The 16,815-nt window shown below is 69.4% G+C and carries 13 protein-coding genes; 5 read left to right on the top strand and 8 right to left on the bottom strand.

Features of this window, described 5'->3' with window-relative positions; translation table 11 throughout:
* The first annotated feature begins 63 nt into the window (after positions 1-63).
* Genes ACLJRM_RS30640 through ACLJRM_RS30630 form a run of 3 tightly spaced genes read left to right on the top strand, consistent with a single transcriptional unit; the run spans position 64 to position 3,226 of the window.
* Entirely contained in the window at positions 64-759 is a 696-nt protein-coding gene (locus ACLJRM_RS30640; protein ID WP_101608830.1) for an ABC transporter ATP-binding protein, read from the top strand.
* Complete coding sequence (locus ACLJRM_RS30635; protein ID WP_410599209.1) at positions 756-2,651, top strand: YhgE/Pip family protein; 1,896 nt, start codon at positions 756-758, stop codon at positions 2,649-2,651. Before ACLJRM_RS30640 ends, ACLJRM_RS30635 begins: the two co-directional genes overlap by 4 nt.
* Positions 2,648-3,226: a TetR/AcrR family transcriptional regulator gene (locus ACLJRM_RS30630; RefSeq protein ID WP_101608832.1), complete on the top strand. Its 579-nt coding sequence runs from the start codon at positions 2,648-2,650 to the stop codon at positions 3,224-3,226. Before ACLJRM_RS30635 ends, ACLJRM_RS30630 begins: the two co-directional genes overlap by 4 nt.
* Here the strand turns inward: ACLJRM_RS30630 and ACLJRM_RS30625 are convergent.
* From ACLJRM_RS30625 to polA, 7 genes are all read right to left on the bottom strand, one after another.
* Entirely contained in the window at positions 3,223-3,549 is a 327-nt protein-coding gene (locus ACLJRM_RS30625; protein ID WP_410665026.1) for a CU044_2847 family protein, read from the bottom strand. The genes ACLJRM_RS30630 and ACLJRM_RS30625 overlap by 4 nt on opposite strands.
* A gap of 10 nt (positions 3,550-3,559) precedes the next feature.
* Entirely contained in the window at positions 3,560-4,849 is a 1,290-nt protein-coding gene (locus tag ACLJRM_RS30620) for an ABC transporter substrate-binding protein (protein WP_101608833.1), read from the bottom strand.
* Complete coding sequence (locus ACLJRM_RS30615) at positions 4,846-5,934, bottom strand: hypothetical protein (RefSeq protein ID WP_410599212.1); 1,089 nt, start codon at positions 5,932-5,934, stop codon at positions 4,846-4,848. Before ACLJRM_RS30615 ends, ACLJRM_RS30620 begins: the two co-directional genes overlap by 4 nt.
* Positions 5,931-7,352 (bottom strand): VWA domain-containing protein, encoded by a 1,422-nt coding sequence (locus tag ACLJRM_RS30610; RefSeq protein WP_410665025.1) that lies wholly within the window; start codon positions 7,350-7,352, stop codon positions 5,931-5,933. Before ACLJRM_RS30610 ends, ACLJRM_RS30615 begins: the two co-directional genes overlap by 4 nt.
* A gap of 10 nt (positions 7,353-7,362) precedes the next feature.
* Positions 7,363-9,606 (bottom strand): tetratricopeptide repeat protein, encoded by a 2,244-nt coding sequence (locus ACLJRM_RS30605; RefSeq protein WP_410665024.1) that lies wholly within the window; start codon positions 9,604-9,606, stop codon positions 7,363-7,365.
* On the bottom strand, positions 9,603-11,207 hold the full coding sequence (locus ACLJRM_RS30600) for a serine protease (RefSeq protein WP_410665023.1): 1,605 nt from the start codon (positions 11,205-11,207) through the stop codon (positions 9,603-9,605). The genes ACLJRM_RS30605 and ACLJRM_RS30600 overlap by 4 nt, the downstream gene beginning before the upstream one ends.
* Before the next feature lie 64 nt (positions 11,208-11,271).
* Positions 11,272-14,016: a DNA polymerase I gene (gene polA / locus ACLJRM_RS30595; RefSeq protein WP_410665022.1), complete on the bottom strand. Its 2,745-nt coding sequence runs from the start codon at positions 14,014-14,016 to the stop codon at positions 11,272-11,274.
* A gap of 62 nt (positions 14,017-14,078) precedes the next feature.
* Here polA and ACLJRM_RS30590 point away from each other — a divergent pair, with 62 nt between their 5' ends.
* On the top strand, positions 14,079-14,507 hold the full coding sequence (locus ACLJRM_RS30590) for a PaaI family thioesterase (protein ID WP_038511292.1): 429 nt from the start codon (positions 14,079-14,081) through the stop codon (positions 14,505-14,507).
* A 187-nt stretch (positions 14,508-14,694) separates the two neighbouring features.
* Complete coding sequence (locus ACLJRM_RS30585; RefSeq protein ID WP_101608839.1) at positions 14,695-15,663, top strand: LysR family transcriptional regulator; 969 nt, start codon at positions 14,695-14,697, stop codon at positions 15,661-15,663.
* Here the strand turns inward: ACLJRM_RS30585 and ACLJRM_RS30580 are convergent.
* Positions 15,629-16,450: an alpha/beta fold hydrolase gene (locus tag ACLJRM_RS30580; RefSeq protein WP_101608840.1), complete on the bottom strand. Its 822-nt coding sequence runs from the start codon at positions 16,448-16,450 to the stop codon at positions 15,629-15,631. The genes ACLJRM_RS30585 and ACLJRM_RS30580 overlap by 35 nt on opposite strands.
* Positions 16,451-16,815: the final 365 nt, after the last annotated feature.

The following is a 16,815-nucleotide window of genomic DNA, read 5'->3' as shown; positions in this document are numbered from 1 at the left end:
GCTAACTTTTGAACTGACCAGTCAGTTCAAAAGTTCCGCGAGTCACCGACCTGGGAGTTCTTCGTGCGGGTTCAAGCCGACAGGGTGTCCGTCACCGGACCCCACGGCACGTTGCTGTCGCCTACTTCACTCACCGTTTCGGGTGGTGAGCTGGCGATCGTGCACGGCGAGCCAGGAGTGGGCGTCACGGCCTTCGGGCTGGCGCTGGCGGGCAGACTCAAGCCCGCCACCGGGACGGTGACCGTCGAGGGCGGCGACCCGCACAAGGTCGTGGCGGTCGTCGACGCGCCCGGCGTGAGCGAGCCGGACGGCGCGCTGTCGCTGCAGGTCGTCGTCGGGGAGGAACTCGAACTGGCGAAGCGGCCGTCGAACAAGGCCGCCGTCGCGAGCTGGCTGGCCGAGCACGACGCCGCCGCCTTCGCCACCACCCGCTTCGAAAACATCGCCGCGGTGACGCGCACCCGGCTGCTCACCGCGCTCGCCGCGGGCCGCAAGGACGTCGGCGTCCTCGTGCTCGACACCCCCGACAGGCACACCAGCGACGTCGGCAGCTGGGCCCGGCTCGCCCGCGAGCACGCCGAACGCGGCCTCGCCGTCATCGTGCTGACCGCCACCACCCCGGTTTCGGCCCTGCCGGAGACGCCCGCCCTCTGCGGCGCCCTCGAGCAGCCCGACCCCGTGCGCTGCGCGCCTCTCGAACCAGAGGCGGAGCCGGACGAAACCGAAGAGACTGAAAAGACTTCAGGAGACCAGGAATGAACCCCGTCCGGATCGCCGCCAACGAGCTGCGCCGGCTGAGCAGCGGCACCCTGCCGAAGCTCGCCATGGCCGCGCTCGTCCTGGTGCCGCTGCTCTACGCGTCCTTCTACCTCTACGCGAACTTCGACCCGTACTCGCGCCTCGACAAGCTGCCCGCCGCCGTCTTCACCTCCGACGCCGGGGCGAAGGACTCGGCCGGAGCGGAACGCAACGTCGGCCGTGAGGTCACCGACGAACTGGTCAAGTCCGGCACGTTCCAGTGGCACGAGGTCTCCCCGGAGGAGGCCGCCAAGGGCGTCCGCGACGACACCTACTCGTTCGCCATCGGCATCCCGCGCGACTTCTCCACGGCGCTGCTGTCCTCGGGCAACTTCCAGCCCCAGCAGGCGACGATCACGCTGACCACGAACGACGCCAACAACTATCTGTCGGGCACCATCGCGAAACAGGTGGCCGAACAGGTCCGCAAGACGATCGCGGAAAAGGTCGGCAGCGAGGCGGCCGACAAGTTCCTGGTCGGTTTCTCCACGATCTACGGCAAGATCCAGGAGGCGTCGACGGGCGCTTCCCAGCTCGCCGACGGCGCGGGCAAGCTCAAATCGGGCCAGCAGCAGCTCGCCGACGGCGCCTCCCAGCTCGCCTCCGGCAGCTCCCAGCTGGCGACCGGGCTCGGCACCCTGAAATCCAGTACCGCCCAGCTGCCCGCCCAGACGCAGAAACTCGCCGACGGCGCCGGTCAGGTCGCCGACGGGAACCAGAAGGTCGCCGACGCGGCCTCGCTCGCGGCAACGGCGTCCGGGGACGTCCAGGCCAAGCTCGACGGCTACCGCACCCAGCTCGCGCAGGACCTGCGGAACGCCGAAGTCCCGGAGGCGAAGGTCCAGGAGATCCTGAGCCGCCTCGACACCCTCCGGTCACCGGTGGACCAGGCCAACACCAAGATCCAGGGCGCGAACAGCCAGCTCACCCAGCTCGCGTCCGGCGCGCGCCAGGTGTCCGACGGGGCGCACCAGCTGGCCTCGGCGACGCCGCAGCTCACCAGCGGGATCGCACAGGCGGCCGACGCGTCGAACCAGATCCGTGACGGCGCTTCGAAGCTGAACGACGGCGAGAAGTCCGCGGTCACCGGCACGAACCAGCTCGCCGACGGCGCGGTCCAGCTGCGTGACGGACTCGCCGCCGGGCTCAAGGAGATCCCGAACCCCGACGACCCCACCCGCGCGGCCACCGCCAACACGATCGCCGACCCGGTCGCGGTCAGCTCGTCCGGCGTCGCCTCGGCCGGGACCTACGGCGCGGGCCTCGCCCCGTTCTTCATCTCGCTCGCCACCTGGATCGGCGCGTTCGTGCTGTTCCTGTTGCTGCGGCCGCTTTCCACCCGCGCGCTGACCGCGGGCGCATCACCGTTCAAGGTCGCGCTCGGCGGCTGGCTCGCCTCGGCCCTGCTGGGGATCGCGCAGGTGATCGTGCTGTTCGGCGCGGTGACCTGGCTGGTGGGCATCGACGTCGCGCATCCGCTCGGCGCGATCGGGTTCGCCGTGCTGGTGTCGCTCACCTTCACCGCCGTGGTGCACGCGCTCAACGCCTTCTTCGGCGCCGTCGGGAAGTTCCTCGGCCTGGTGCTGCTGGTGCTGCAGCTGGTCAGCGCGGGCGGCACGTTCCCGTGGCAGACGATCCCGGACGCGCTGTACCCGTTGCACATCGTGCTGCCGATGGGTTACGCGATCGACGGGTTCCGGCACCTGCTCTACAGTGGCGCGTCGATGAAGATCCTCGGTGACATCGGTGTCCTGGTCGCGTACCTCGTCGGCGCGATCCTGGTTTCGACGCTGGCCGCGCGGAAACGGCGCACCTGGACGGTTTCGGCGCTGAAACCCGAGCTGGCGTTGTGACCACCCGGGGTGAGGCGACGAAGCAGAAGTTGTTCGAGGCGACGCTGCGGCTGTCCGCCAGCCGCGGCCTCGTCGGGCTGACGGTGGACGACATCGCGGCCGAGGCGAAGGTCGCCAAGGGCACCGTCTACTACAACTTCGGCAGCAAAGACGGTCTCGTCGACGCACTGCTGCGCTACGGCGTCGGCGTGCTCGCGGACCGCCTGCGCACGGCCACCGGCGACGGCGACCCGATGGACGTCATCGAGTCCCAAGTGGACGGTGCGCTGGAGTTCATCGCCGAATACCCCGGCTTCTCACAGATCCTGGTGAGCGAGATGTGGCGCACGCCCGGCACCTGGCACGAGACGCTGACGTTGCTGCGCGAGGAGATCATCTCGATCGTGCGGGAACAACTCCACCGGCTGGACGCCGCCGGGCGACTGCCCGACGGCGTCCAGATCCAGACGGCCGCGGCCGGATTGTTCGGCACGATGCTGGTGGTCGCGCTGGACTGGCAGGTGTTCCAGCCGAAACGGACGCGGGCCGACGTCCGGGAATCGGTGATGGTGCTGATCCGGGGCCTCGGCCGCTAGCGGGTCTCCGGGTCCCGGACCCACTTCAGCTTGACCTCGAAGTTCCCCTCCAGCCCCGTTTTCGCGATCACCGCACCCGCCTGCGCGGTGAGCTTGACGCCGAACTTGAGCTCGACCTCGTCCGGCCCTCTCGTCATCGACCGGAAGGTGTCGAGTGCCGCCGCGGCCGCGTCCTTCACGTTCACCAGCGCCGCCTCGAACGATCCCTTGGCGTCCTCGACCAGGTCGTCACGCCGGGAGACCCGGGAGGTGCCGGGGACCGGGTCGATCTCGACGACCACCGAACCGCCGCCTTCGAGCGGGAACCGCGCCAGGTCGTTCACCGGCACTCCTTTACTGTCCACATTGGATTTTCAACCACTCGCCGGGCTGGATGCTCTTCCGGACGTCGTCGAGCTGTCTCAGCAGGATGTCCAGCCGGTCCCGGTTGCTCAGGTATTCCAGGACGGCGCGGTAGAAGGCGCCGGTCATCGTCGCGGGCATCAGGTCGGAGGCGTCGAAGCACAGCGCGGAGGCCGAAGTGAGGGTATCCGCGACCTTCCTGCGCACCTGGTCGGTGTAGACGTCGAGCCCGAGATTCCGGTTGACCGAGAACGCGCTCGCGTCCGGGATGGACGGCCAGATCCGCTGTGCCTTCTCCGAAGCCAGGTACTCGATCAGTTTCCTGGCGCGCGGGTTGTCCTGGAACATCCCGGCGAGGTCGGCGGTGACCTCGGAGACATCGCGCCCCGGGAAGGAGAGGAAGTCGAAATCGGCTCCGGGCTTCGGCACCGTCCCGTCGGCCCGCTTGACCTTCTCGTAGCGGCTGATGATGAAGGACGGCTGGTGTTCGAGCACGCAGCCCGGCGGTTCGGCGAACATCGGCTTTCCCGCGTCGCCGAAGTCGGTCAGCAGCGCGGCCGCGGCGCCGCCGCGGATCGCGGCGGCCTCGAGCACCGAACCCCAGTCCAGCCAGGCCTGTTTGACCTCGGGAGAGGTCCACTCCAGACTGCCGGACGCCCATTGCCAGTACTTCTCGGGCCCCGCCGAGTGCAGCAGGATGTCTTCGATCCAGTCGGTTCCCGGCCAGCCCGACGCGGGCGGGGCGCCCATCCCGACACACCACGGCGTGCCGCCCGCGGCCGTCAGCCCGGCGGAGTACGCGCGGAGGCCCTCGAACGTCGTCGGGCGGATCCCGGTCAGCTTGGCCGGGTTGTACCAGATCACGCTCTTGAGATCGGCCTTCACCGCGACCGTGTAGAGATCCTGGGTGCCGATCTTCTGCAGGGCGACCCATTGCGGGCTGAAGGATCGCGTGACGGTGGCCGAGAGCTCGTCGCCGAGCGGCAGCAGGTCGCCCGACTTCCGGTACTTCGCCAGCACCCCGGCGTTGGGCAGGACGGCCACGTCCGGCGGCGTGCCGCGCTGGACGTCCGAGGCGAGGACCTGGTCGACGGCACGGGTGCCCTGATAGAGGTGGCTGATCCCGGTGTCGGCCGTGAACGCTTCCAGCACCTGCCGGAACGCGTCCTCCTCGGCGTCGGTCCATGACGCGAGCACGACCACCGGCCGGTCGTCGGCGGGCGCCGAGCAGCCGCCCGCGAGCAGCGACAGCGCCATGATCAAGGCCAGCGACCGTTTCACGGGCGGTACCGGTATTCCTCGACGCGGGCGTGCATCCCGAGCAGGATCAGCCCGCCGGCGAGCAGGGTGCCCGCCGGGATCAGGAACTCCCGGCCGCCGGATTCGGCCGCACCGTAGGCGTCGGCCGCCACGGCCCGCGCCCCCGCCGTGGCCACTCGCGTGTTGTCCGTCTCCACGGTGCCGGCTTGTCGTGCCCGCACCCGGAATTCGTCGGCGGTCACGCCGCATCCCTGCTCCTCGTCGCAGTACTCGCCCAGCAGGTCGGCGAGCCGTCGCTGGCCCGCGTCGTCGGCCGCCTGGATCTGCGCGTCCCTGGCGGTGGCGACGCCGTCGAGCCGCTCCCCCACCGAATCCAGCCGGTCGCGGCTGACCAGGGTGAACACCAGGGCCACCCCGATCGCGGCGACCAGCACGGTCGCCGCGAGCAGCGGGACGTTGGCCACGCGGCGGAAGCGTTTCTTCAGGTACAGCTGAGTGAGGACCAGCAGCACCAGCAGGGCCAGGACCGGCAGGAGCCACAGCGGGAGCGTCGCGAGGCTCACCCCGGTGGACGACAGTTGCTTGTCCAGGGCTTCACGCTGCCCGGCCTGCAACGATTCCAGCTCGTCCAGGACACCACCGGGGGCGTGCAGCAGCCGCGAGGCGTGCCACAGGTCGACAGCGCCCAGAACGGGGGCGTCCGGCTGACGGAAGTGCACGTCGGCCTGCCCGATGGAGCCCGAGTAGGCCGCGACCTGGCTTTCCACCACCTGCAACGCGTTACCGCCCGCCGCACCGGCCTGGTTGAACTCCGCGATCCGCGCGAGGCTCTGGCTGGCCAGCGACAGCTGATTCGAGTATTCCTGCCCCGGGCCGGCGAGTTTCGCCTCGCCGGAGGCGAAACTGGTGATCGCGGCGGCGTCGGCGGCCACCAGCGCGGCCCGCGCGGCGGTCACTTCGAGCACCGCCTGCGACGTCCGGTCGCGGACGGTCTCCGCGGTGCTCTGGACACTGTGGAACGCCCACAGCGAGAGCACCAGTACCGCGAGGGTGAGCGCCAGCAGTGCGGTGCGGAGCCGCACCAGCCGCACCCGGGTCGCCGTCACGAATCCGCCCCGTCGAGTGCTCTCCTGCAGCCGACGCAGAAGGTCGCCCAGCCGGGAGACAACTCGTGACAGACGGGACAGGCGACCGGCGGCACGTCGGCGGGTTCGGGCATCGGCCGATCTTCCTGCGCCGAAGCGATTTTCGAAACCCTCGACGGGACGACGAGATGCAGGATGGCGGAAGGTGGCACCTCGTCGCGCACGCGCACGAGGAAGTCCTTTTCGTCGAGTACCTCCAGGACGGCGCGGAGCCTGTCGAGCATGTCCGCGTCGTCCAGCTCGGTGGCCAAGGAGAACGCGTCGCGCCACTCCCGTTCGGCGGTTTCACGATCGCCTGCCAGATAGGCTTCGGTGCCGGCGCCGAGCGCCTCGCTGAGCGCGTTCTGGGCGGCGTACCGGGAAACGAGCGGGTCGACCTTCGTCGGCGGGATCGGGTCGTGAGTCCACTGCCCCGCGATCGCCAGCGCGTCTTCCTCCCGCGAGACTCCGGGAACGGGCATCAGTTCCGTCCACGCCAGCTGACGATCCCGTCCGAACCGGGGTTCGAGGTCGGGATCGAGATCGAGGATCAGCTGGTAGTCCCGTGTCTCGTCGCCCGCGAACGAACCGAGCGAGAGCTCCACCTCGCGGACGGCGGTCTCCTCGCACCGGTCGGTGAGGTCGTACTCGTCCGGGAACACCTGCTTGACCGATCTCAGCCGGCTGTACGGCATGGTGCCGATCCGCAGCCGGACCTCGGGCAGCACCTTCGTCATCGCGCTCTCGACGAGCTGCCGGAAGTCTTCGGCGAGCTTTTCGTCCTCGACGACGGAGTCGATGTTCCCGCGCAGCACCCGGCCGATCTGGGTGAGTTCGGCGGGCTCCCAGCCGTCGCCGATTCCTCTGGCGTCGCAGACGAACCGGCCCTCGCAACTGTTCAGCACGCTCATCAGGTCGGCCCTGGTCTGCGAATCGTTGCGGCCGTCGGTCAGGAGGATCGCGTGCCGGACGGCGTCGGGCACGCCGTCGAAAAGGTCGCGTGCCTTGGCGAGCCAGGCACCCATCGCGGTACCGCCGACCGCCGCGAGGTGCTCGACCGCCGCACGAGCCTCCGCCCGGGTCCGGTCGGACGCGGCCACCAGGCCTCCCTCGGCCGGGTACAACATCGTCGCGCGGTCGGTGCCCTGGATGACGGCGAAGCGCACGCCGTCGGGAAAGACGTCGATGGCGGCCGCCGCGGCACGCCGGGCCTCGCCGATCTTGGTGCTGGGAAAGCGCATCGAGCTGGAACAGTCGATCATCAGGACCTCGGCGGCAGTCCTGACGACAGGCGCTTCACCGCCGCGTGAGACGACGCGGACGATCGCGGTCATCGACCGGTCCCCTTCGGCCAGGAACTTGTTCTGGTGCACTTCGAGGCCCAGACTCGGTTCCCTCATCGTTCCCCTCTCACACCAGAGTCACCGGTCGCACCGAATTGGCGAGATCGATCAGGACGTCGTGCGGCCCAGCCCCGGGCGCGTGATGGGCGAGCCGCCGGTACGACCTGTCCAGGAGCGTGCGGGCACCCGTCTCGGTGGACCGCAGGATCTCGCCGTCGGTGATCCCGTCCTGCCCGGTGAGCACCGCCGCCAGCCCGGTCTCGCGCACGGCCGTGACCAGCCTGTCGAAGGCGTCGCCGTCGAGGTCCGAAGCGGACAGCCGGACCACGGCGTCGTCGAGTTCGGCGGACGACGGGAGGTCGCCGGTCCCCGGCATCGGCGAGGACAGCACCCGCACTCCGGCGATCCGCGCGGCCTCGTCGTAACGCGAGAACTCCGGGACCTGGTCGAGGATTTCGACGGCGGCGGCGCGGTTGCCCCGCAGCAGCCGGACCCGCGCGAGCCCGAACGCCGCACTGACCTGGGACCGGTCCCGCGCCCACAAGGCGTCGTAGTACCGCTCGGCGGCGACCGCGCCGTTGAGGTGCTCTTCGCAGAGGCCGAGCGCGAGTTTGGGCGGCTCTTCACCGGGGATGTCCCGGTAGACGGCGTCGAAGTTTTTCTTGGCCTCCGCGAAATCGCCCGCGCCGAGCGCGAGGAGGCCGCGATGCCAGGCCACCCGCCAGTCATGGGCGGCGCGCTCGCCGAGCAGCCGTTCGGACTCCGCCACCGCCAGTGTGGCCTCCACGGTCGCCCCGAGTTCGAGCCAGGCGCGGCACCGGCGGAACCCGACCTCGACCGAACCGGGCACCTTGTCGAGTTTCTTCAGCAGCCGCGCCGCGTCGGGGGCACGGACCGCGCGGAGGAAGTTCGCCTGCGCGTCCTCCGGATCCTCGCGCGGCAGCGGGAGACCGACGGCGATCTCGGCGGCGCTCGGCCGGTCCCCGAGCGAGACGGGTGTCCCCCGTGTCCAATGCTCCAGCGGCGGCGCCTGGCCGAGTCCCGCGTCGAGCAGCACCGATCCTTCGGTGAACAGCGTCGACCCGGCGGGCCGGGATCGCCTGTCCCGCAAGGAAAGGATCTCGCCGAGTACGCCGTCGAGCTGGACCAGCATCTCGTGCGCGGTCGCGAACCGCCGCTCGAACGGCGCGGTCGCGCGGTCGAGGACGCGGCCGAACGATTCGATGCCGAACCGGACGCCGCGCACGTCGGGGGTGACGGACCAGCCGTCGCTGGCCTGGAAGAGTTCCCGCAACGTCACGCCGACGGTGTGGATGTCGGACCGGACGGTGAGCCCGTGCTTCTTCAGTTCTTCCCTGGACACCTGATAGTGCTCGGTTCCGACGACCGGGCTTTCGCCGTCGGTGATCTTCCTGATGGCGCCGAAATCGATGAGCTTGATCCGCTTCTCGCCGTGGATCACGTTGTCCGGCTTCATGTCGCAGTACAGCAGGCCTTCGCCGTGCAGGTAGCCGAGCGCGGTCAGGATCTCCCTGCCGTACGCCACGACGTGCTCGACCAGCAGCCGTCCCTCGCTGGAGTCCAGCCCGGCCCGGCCGCGGTTCTTGATCTCCCGCAGGGAAAGACCGTCGATGAACTCCATGACGATGTAGCGGGCGCCGTCGTGCTCGACCACGTTCAGGATCCGGACGACGTTCGGATGCTCGAGCGCGATGAGCACCTGGCTCTCGTTCTCCGCGAGCTTGTCGGCGGCGGTGTCGTTCGCGTTGATCAGGCCCTTGAGTGCGACCTGCCTGTCATCGAGACCGGAATCCGTTGCCAGATAGACGAAACCCATGCCGCCGCGGGCGACACAGCCGAGGACGTGATAGCGGCCGTCGACCACGTCGCCCGCCGCGAGCTTCGGCGAGAACGAGAAGGGCGTCCCGCAGACCGGGCAGAAACCCTCGACCGGCGCGGGCCTGCCGCCGATCGAGCGGCCGACCGGAGTGCGGGAGCAAGCGTGCTTGCCGCAGAACCGTTCCTCCTCCGGGACGTGCGGCACGGTCAGCAGACGGCTCGCGACGTCGGGGAGTTCGACGATCGGCAGCGGGACCCGCTCGTCCGCGGTCGCGTGGCCCGCCATCTGCTGGGAGCGGGTGACCATCGTGGTGGTGGTCCTGGCCGGGATCTCGCCGGGGCCCAGGATCACCAGGGTCGGTTTGTCCGGCCGCGCGGGTTCGTCCGGCGCTCCGGGCGCCAGCCCGCAGTACTCGCAGAAACCGGTCTTGACCAGCTTGCCCGCGCAACCGTCCTGTTCGCAGGCCGTCATCCGTCGATCCGTTTCCGTACGGTGTCCGCGTACCGCTCGACGGCGGCCGCCGCGGCCCCGAGGTCGCACGGTCCTTCGAAGAGCCTCCGCCAGGCGGGAGCGTAGGCGGCGTCCAGTTCGACGTCCTCGACGAGCCCGCTGTTACGGGCCATCTCGCCGTACGCGTCGAGCCGGGCGCGGAGTTCCGCGCGCCGGGCGAGGTTCTCGTCGAGGAGACGGCGGAGGTCGCGGGCCCGCTGCCCGGCTCTGGCCACGGTCCGTTCACAGGCGGGCAGATGCCGTTTCACCCACTCGGGTTCTCCGTCCCGCTCCGCCGAACGCAGTTGCGTCAACGCGCCTTTCAGCCGTCGCACCCTGGCCGGGGCCTCCGGCGCGTCGAAGAACCGGGGCGCGTCGCTCAGGTTGTCCTTCTCCAACCGGGCGAGTTCGTCCAGCCGGGTCTCCAGCGAAGCGAGGCGGCCCTCGATGTCGTCCTCGCCGTCGGGCAGGACTTCGGTGCTCGACCGGACAACGCTCACCCCCGGCGAACTCTCCTTCCGGAAGGCCAGCGCGAGCCGCAGGCCGAGTTCGTGCGCGCGCTGGGCCAGCGGCAGGAGCACCTCGCCGACGAGTTCGTCGGGCTCGGCCGACTCGTCGATCCCGTAGACGACGGCGGTCCGGCCGGTCCCGTGACGGCCGGCGGGCGAGTCCGCGGCGACGTCCAGGCGTTCGGAGATGCGGCGGCGGACCTCGTCGGCGGTCTTGCCGACCGCGTCGACGGCGAGGACGACACTGCCCACCGGCGGCACCGTCGGCCCGGACGCGCTCCGCCCCGCGCCGTGTTCGCGGTCGGCGAGGAAGATCGCGCGGCGCAACGAGCCCGCGACGGCGGAATCGTCCGCGCCCATGATGATCACCCGGACGTCCGACCGGCCGTGCCCGCCGAGCCAGCTGGCGAATTCGCGGGCGAAGAGCACGTCGATCACCGGCGGTTCGGGATAGTGGACGAAACTCGGGTCGATCGCCGGGCTGCCCTCGGCCCAGCGGCGCAGTTCCGGCAGGTAGCCGAGCAGGGTCTCGACCGGGATCATCCAGGAGACCCGGGCGGCCTCGGTCGTGTACCGGGTCGCGACCATGCCGACGACGTGCCCGGTCCGGTCGGCGATCACCGCGGAACCGCTGAACCCGTGGGTGATCGGCTCGGCGTCGGGGGTCCGGTGCAGCTGGACGCGCTCGAGACCGTGCCCGCCGTCGCCGACGACGGTCGCCAGCGACCACATGCCGTCCGAACCGGACGGGAAGCCGTACGCGCGTACGCGCTGATTGTCTTCGAGAGCCGTCCGGTGGAGCGGGGCGCCGGTGATCTGTTCCTCGGGGTGCCGCAGGCGGAGCAGCGCGACGTCCCCGCCGTCGTCGCCGATGGGGTCCGCCCGCGCGACGATCGTGGCGATTCCGGGCTCCACACCGGGAAGCGCCACGAAATCCACCGTGACGTCGTCGTGGCCTTCGATCACGTGAGCGCAGGTGAGGAGATGCTCATGGTCGAGCATGGTCCCGGCGCCCAGGATCCGCCCACGATGATCGCGCAGCCGCACCCGCCAGCGTCTGCGCTCGGAAGTCACCCGGGAGACCCTACCGATCGTGAGTGGTAATGACGGTTCTCACCGTCATTACCACTCACGAGGCCTAATGCGCGGCGTCGTTCCAGGACCGCCCGTACCCGACCGAGACCTCAAGCGGGACGGCCAGTTCGTACGCCGAGCCCATTCCCTGGCGCACCAACGCTTCCAGCTGCTCGCGCTCGCCTTCGGCGACCTCGAGGACGAGTTCGTCGTGGACCTGCAGCAAGACCCGGCTCTTCAGCTTCGCCTCGGTCAGCGCCTTGTGGACGTTGAGCATGGCGACCTTGATGATGTCGGCCGCGCTGCCCTGGATGGGCGCGTTGAGCGCCATCCGCTCGGCCATTTCACGGCGCTGGCGGTTGTCGCTGTTGAGATCCGGCAGATACCGGCGGCGGCCGAAGATCGTTTCGGTGTAACCGACCTTCGCCGCGTCGCCCACGACGGAATGGAGGTAGTCGCGCACGCCGCCGAAACGGGAGAAATACGCTTCCATCTGTTCTTTGGCGTCTTCGGTCGAAATCCGCAGCTGCTGCGAAAGCCCGTACGCCGAAAGCCCGTACGCGAGGCCGTACGACATCGCCTTGACCCGGAACCGCAGTTCCGGCGTGATCTCCTCCGGCGGGAGCGAGAACGCGCGCGACGCCACGAACGTGTGCAGGTCCTCACCGCTGTTGAAGGCCTGGATCAGCCCTTCGTCCTGCGAGAGGTGCGCCATGATCCGCATTTCGATCTGGCTGTAGTCCGCCGTCATCAGCTCGGCGTACCCGTCCCCGACGACGAACGCGTCGCGGATGCGGCGGCCTTCCTCGGTGCGGATCGGGATGTTCTGCAGGTTCGGGTCGACCGACGAGAGCCGCCCGGTGGCCGCGATCGTCTGCAGCAGCGTGGTGTGGATGCGGCCGTCGTCGGCGACCGACTTGATCAGGCCCTCGACCGTGGTGCGCAGCCGGGTCGCGTCCCGGTGCTCCAGCAGGTGCTGCAGGAACGGGTGCTCGGTCTTCTCGAACAGGCTCTGCAGAGCCTCGGCGTCGGTGGTGTAACCGGTCTTGGTGCGCTTGGTCTTCGGCATGCCGAGCTCGTCGAACAGGATCACCTGCAGCTGCTTCGGCGAACCGAGGTTGACCTGCTTGCCGATGACCGCGTACGCCTCGTCCGCGGCCTGCGTGACCCGGCTGAGGTAGTGGGATTCCAGATTCGTCAGGTGCTCGATGTCGACCGCGATCCCCGCGGCTTCGAGTCCGGTGATCACCTGCAGCAGCGGCAGCTCCAGCTCGACGAGCAGCTGCGCGCCGCCGAGTTCCTCGAGCTCCTTGGTCAGCGCGCCCGCCAGCTCGGCGACCGCGCGGGCCTTGACCAGCTCGGCCTGGATCTCCTTCAGCTCCAGGTCCTCGGCGCCACCGCCGTCGAGCAGGGAGAGCTGTCCGTCACCGGTGTCGGCCTCGGAACGCAGCTCGCGGTGCAGGTACCGCAGGGCCAGGTCGTCGAGCTCGAAGGTGCGCTGCCCAGGCCGGACCAGGTACGCCGCGAGCGCGGTGTCCATGACGAGCCCGGCGAACGCCCAGCCGCGCGCGCGGACGGCGTGCAGCGGGACCTTGAGCTCGTGACCGATCTTCTGGATCTTCTCGTCGGCGAGCCAGGCGGTGAGGGCCTTGTCGTCCTCGGCGTCCATCTCGGTGACGTCGACATAAGCGCCTTCGCCGTCCGGCGCCGCGAAGCTGATGGCCCTCAGGTCCGAGCGGACCGAGGCGCCGGTGGTACGGAACGCCACGCCGACCGGCTCGCCCTGCCCGGCGTGTGCGGAAAGCCAGCCCGCGAGCGCGCCCGGAGCGAGCTTCGCGCCGCTGACCTCGAAGCCTTCTTCGGCCTCGGGCTCGGCGCTCTGCAGGGTGGCGAAGAGACGGTCACGCAGGACGCGGAACTCGAGCTCGTCGAACAGTGCGTGGACGGCTTCGCGATCCCATGGGCGCAGCTCGAGACCTGTCGGGCCGAGCTCCAGCTCGACGTCGCGGATCAGTTCGGTGAGCTGGCGGTTCAGCATCACGGCGCCGAGGTGCTCGCGCAGCGCGTCGCCGACCTTGCCCTTGACCTCGTCGACCCGGTCGATCAGCTCGTTGAAGGAGCCGAACTGCCTGATCCACTTCGCGGCCGTCTTCTCGCCGACGCCGGGGATGCTCGGCAGGTTGTCCGAGGGGTCGCCGCGCAGCGCGGCGAAATCCGGGTACTGGGCCGGGGTGAGGCCGTACTTCTCCTCGACCGCCTCCGGGGTGAACCGGGTCATCTCCGACACGCCGCGCTTCGGGTACAGCACGGTGACCTGGTCGGTCACCAGCTGGAGCGCGTCACGGTCGCCCGTACAGATGAGGACGTCGAAGCCTTCGGCGGTCGCCTGTGTCGTGAGCGTGGCGATGACGTCGTCGGCTTCGTAGTTCTCCTTGGTCAGCGCGGGGATGCCGAGGACCTTGAGCACGTCCTCGACCAGCCCGACCTGGCCCTTGAACTCGTCCGGGGTGGCGCTGCGGTTGGCCTTGTACTCCTTGAACGTCTCCGAGCGGAACGTCTTGCGGGAAAGGTCGAACGCCACCGCGAGGTGGGTCGGCGCTTCGTCGCGCAACAGGTTGATGAGCATCGAGGTGAACCCGAACACCGCGTTCGTCGTCTGCCCGGTCTTCGTCTTGAAGTTCTCCGCGGGCAGCGCGAAGAACGCGCGATACGCCATCGAATGGCCGTCGATCAGCAGCAGCTTGGGCCGCTCGGCCTGTGCGGTGGCAGGTGTGGCGTTGGCAACGGTCGTGTTCTCACTCGGGCTCACGGGAGCGAGTCTAGGGTGAGGGTCTGACAGTCCTACCTGTCGTGTCGTTTAAGGAGCTCTGCGTGACCGAACAAGCCCTCGAATCCTTCGCCGGGATCGACCCGGCCTTCGCCGGCCAGCAGCTCAACGACAAGCTCGGGCTCGAGATCAGCGAATTCGGTCCCGAACGTGTCGTGGGCAGCATCCCGGTAGAGGGCAATCTCCAGCCTTACGGCCTCCTCCACGGCGGGGCCAACGCCGTCGTCGCCGAAGCGCTCGGCTCCATGGTCTGCGCGCTCAACGCCGGCACCGACAAGGCGACGATGGGGCTCGAACTCTCGTGCACCCACCACCGGGCGGTCCGTTCCGGACGGGTGACCGGCGTCGCGACCCCGGTGCACGTCGGACGCGGGACCGTCACCGCCGAGATCGTGCTGACCGACGACCAGGGGCGCCGCTCCTGCACGGCGCGGCTGACCTGCGTGGTGCGGGAACGCCCGCCGGGCGCCTGATCCCCGGTTCGGATGTCCGTGAAGGCCTCCTTCACTACCTTGAGGGTAGGGAAGGGGGCCTTCATGCACTTCGGGCAGGAGGGCGCGAGTACAGAGTGGGGGCTCCGCGTGAACCGAACGGGACTTTCAGGGCAAACTCTGCACTGAGAGTCCCGTTCGTCTCGTCCGGGCAGGAAGGACGGTGCACGTGGATCTCGACACCGCTCAGGTGCGCGCGTTCGTCGCGACCGCGGACCACGGCCATTTCGGTCGCGCGGCAGAATCCCTGTTCCTCACCCAGCAGGCACTGTCGAAACGGATCCGGAAGCTCGAGGACGCCCTGTCGGTCCCGCTCTTCCGGCGCACCAACCGGTCCGTCGAGCTGACCTCCGACGGAGGCCGTTTCCTTCCGCACGCGCGCGAGCTGATCCGCGCGGCGGACGCCGCCGTCGCCGCGATGGGCCTGCAGGACCGCCCACCCCGCCTCGACGTCATCGACCCGCGCCTCTCGCCGATGTACATGCTGCGGCGCATCGCCCAGCGCGACCCCGCGCTCGCCGTCGAACGGATCGCCGGGCGCGGACTGGCCAACGCCCTCGACCCGCTGGTCCGAGGCGAGATCGACCTCGCGTTCGGCCGCGTCGCGGACCTCGGCCGCGAAGTACCCGCGGAACTCGAACACCGGCTCCTCCGGCTCGAGCCGCTGGTCGCCCTTCTCGCCCCGGAACATCCGCTGGCCGGCAACGAAGTGCTGAAACTGTCCGATCTCCGAAGCGAAGGCATCTGGATCCCGCAATTGGGCGGCCCGGTCGAATGGCTTTCTTATTTGCAACGCCTATGCAAAGAATTCGACGTTCCGATCGACGACTCCGGAGTCAGCTACGACCTCCGGCACACTCTGGAACAGACCCGCTACGGGAAGCAGCGGGTCACCCTCGCCGGCGCCGACATGGACCTCGCCTCCGATCTCAACCTGGCGGTCCTGCCCTTCGAGCCGTCGCCGCTGTTCCCCTGGTCGGTGGTGTGGCGGCGGGGCGAAGGCCCGGCCCTGCGGCGCCTGCTGGCGCTCGCGGGCCGGACCAGCCACGAAGAGGGTTGGTGCGCCTACGATCCCGAGCGGTCGTGGCTCCCGGACGACGACCTCAGACCGCTAGGTGCCGGGCGAACCAGCGCGTGAGCTCGGCATCGACCAGCTTCGCGTGTTCCGTCTGCGGAGCGGGTTCGAGCCCCGGAGCCTCGGCGAATTCGTGCGCCATCCCCGGGATGGTGACGAGTTCGGATCGCTGCTCCCCCAGCACCTTGTGCAGTGCTTCGGCCGGTTCCGTGATCGAGACGTCGTCCTCCCCGCCGATGACGAGCAGTACCGGCGCGGTCAGTTCCCCGGCCCGGCGCACGTAGTCGTACTCGTTCGCGACCGCGCGGGACCGGTCCGACCAGGGGTAGGTGACGTCGTAGACCCGCTCGTTCGCGGCGATCACCGGCGCCAGCTGGGTCACCGGGTTCACCAGGGCGGCCGCCGCCACTTCGATCTCGGTGTGGGTCAGCATCTGCAGCGCGACCCCGCCGCCCTGCGAACCGCCGACCAGCCCGACCGGACCGTCCTCAATGGACAACCGTGAGCGCAGTTCCGCCACCGCGGCGGGAAACTCCGCCTCGACCTGCTTCGTGAGCGGCTCGACGACGTTGAGCACGTTGTCCTCGCTCGCGAGGCGGAAGAAGCCCTCGAAACCGCCTTCCGGGAACCGTTTCCCGGTCAGCGGCAACCCGAGGTGCACCCGCCACGCGTGCAGTTCCCGCATCGGCAGCGCCGCCGCCATGGCCGCCTCGCTGAACGGCGCGCCCAGCAGATGCCAGGTGAGCACCAGCGGCGCCGGGCGCTCCTTGTCCGACGGCGGCAGTGCCACGAACGGGACCCCCGCCGCCACGCCTTCGATCGCCCCGTCCAGTTCGATGCTCATCGTCATTCTCCCAGGTCCTCTCGGTCTTTCCGGCTCTGGGAACAGCTAACCGCGAGGTCAGGGTGCTGATCCAACAGCCGTTCCGGCCTCCATGACAACCATCGGTTGTCATGGAGGAAGAGAAGGGAGGGCACGATTGACGCCCTTTGGGGCAGCATTGCTACGACGAACGGACGCCCTCGGCGACGGGAAAGGGCGCAAGATACGCGCCCGAAACATGATCATTACCCACAAGCATGATCGAGGTGGTAGCGGTGAATCCCCAGCGTGACCAGCGGAGACTCGTCAACCGGCAACATTCGCCTTTTCGTGCAATTCGTTCTGGTTTCGACCGTCACGATGTGGACACAGAGTGATGGGCGTCTGGGCAG

The sequence above is a fragment of the Amycolatopsis sp. lyj-84 genome, from assembly GCF_046549075.1.
Classification (GTDB): domain Bacteria; phylum Actinomycetota; class Actinomycetes; order Mycobacteriales; family Pseudonocardiaceae; genus Amycolatopsis.
The sequence above is the reverse complement of the archived record's forward strand: the minus strand, read 5'-3'. Positions and strand labels throughout refer to the sequence as shown.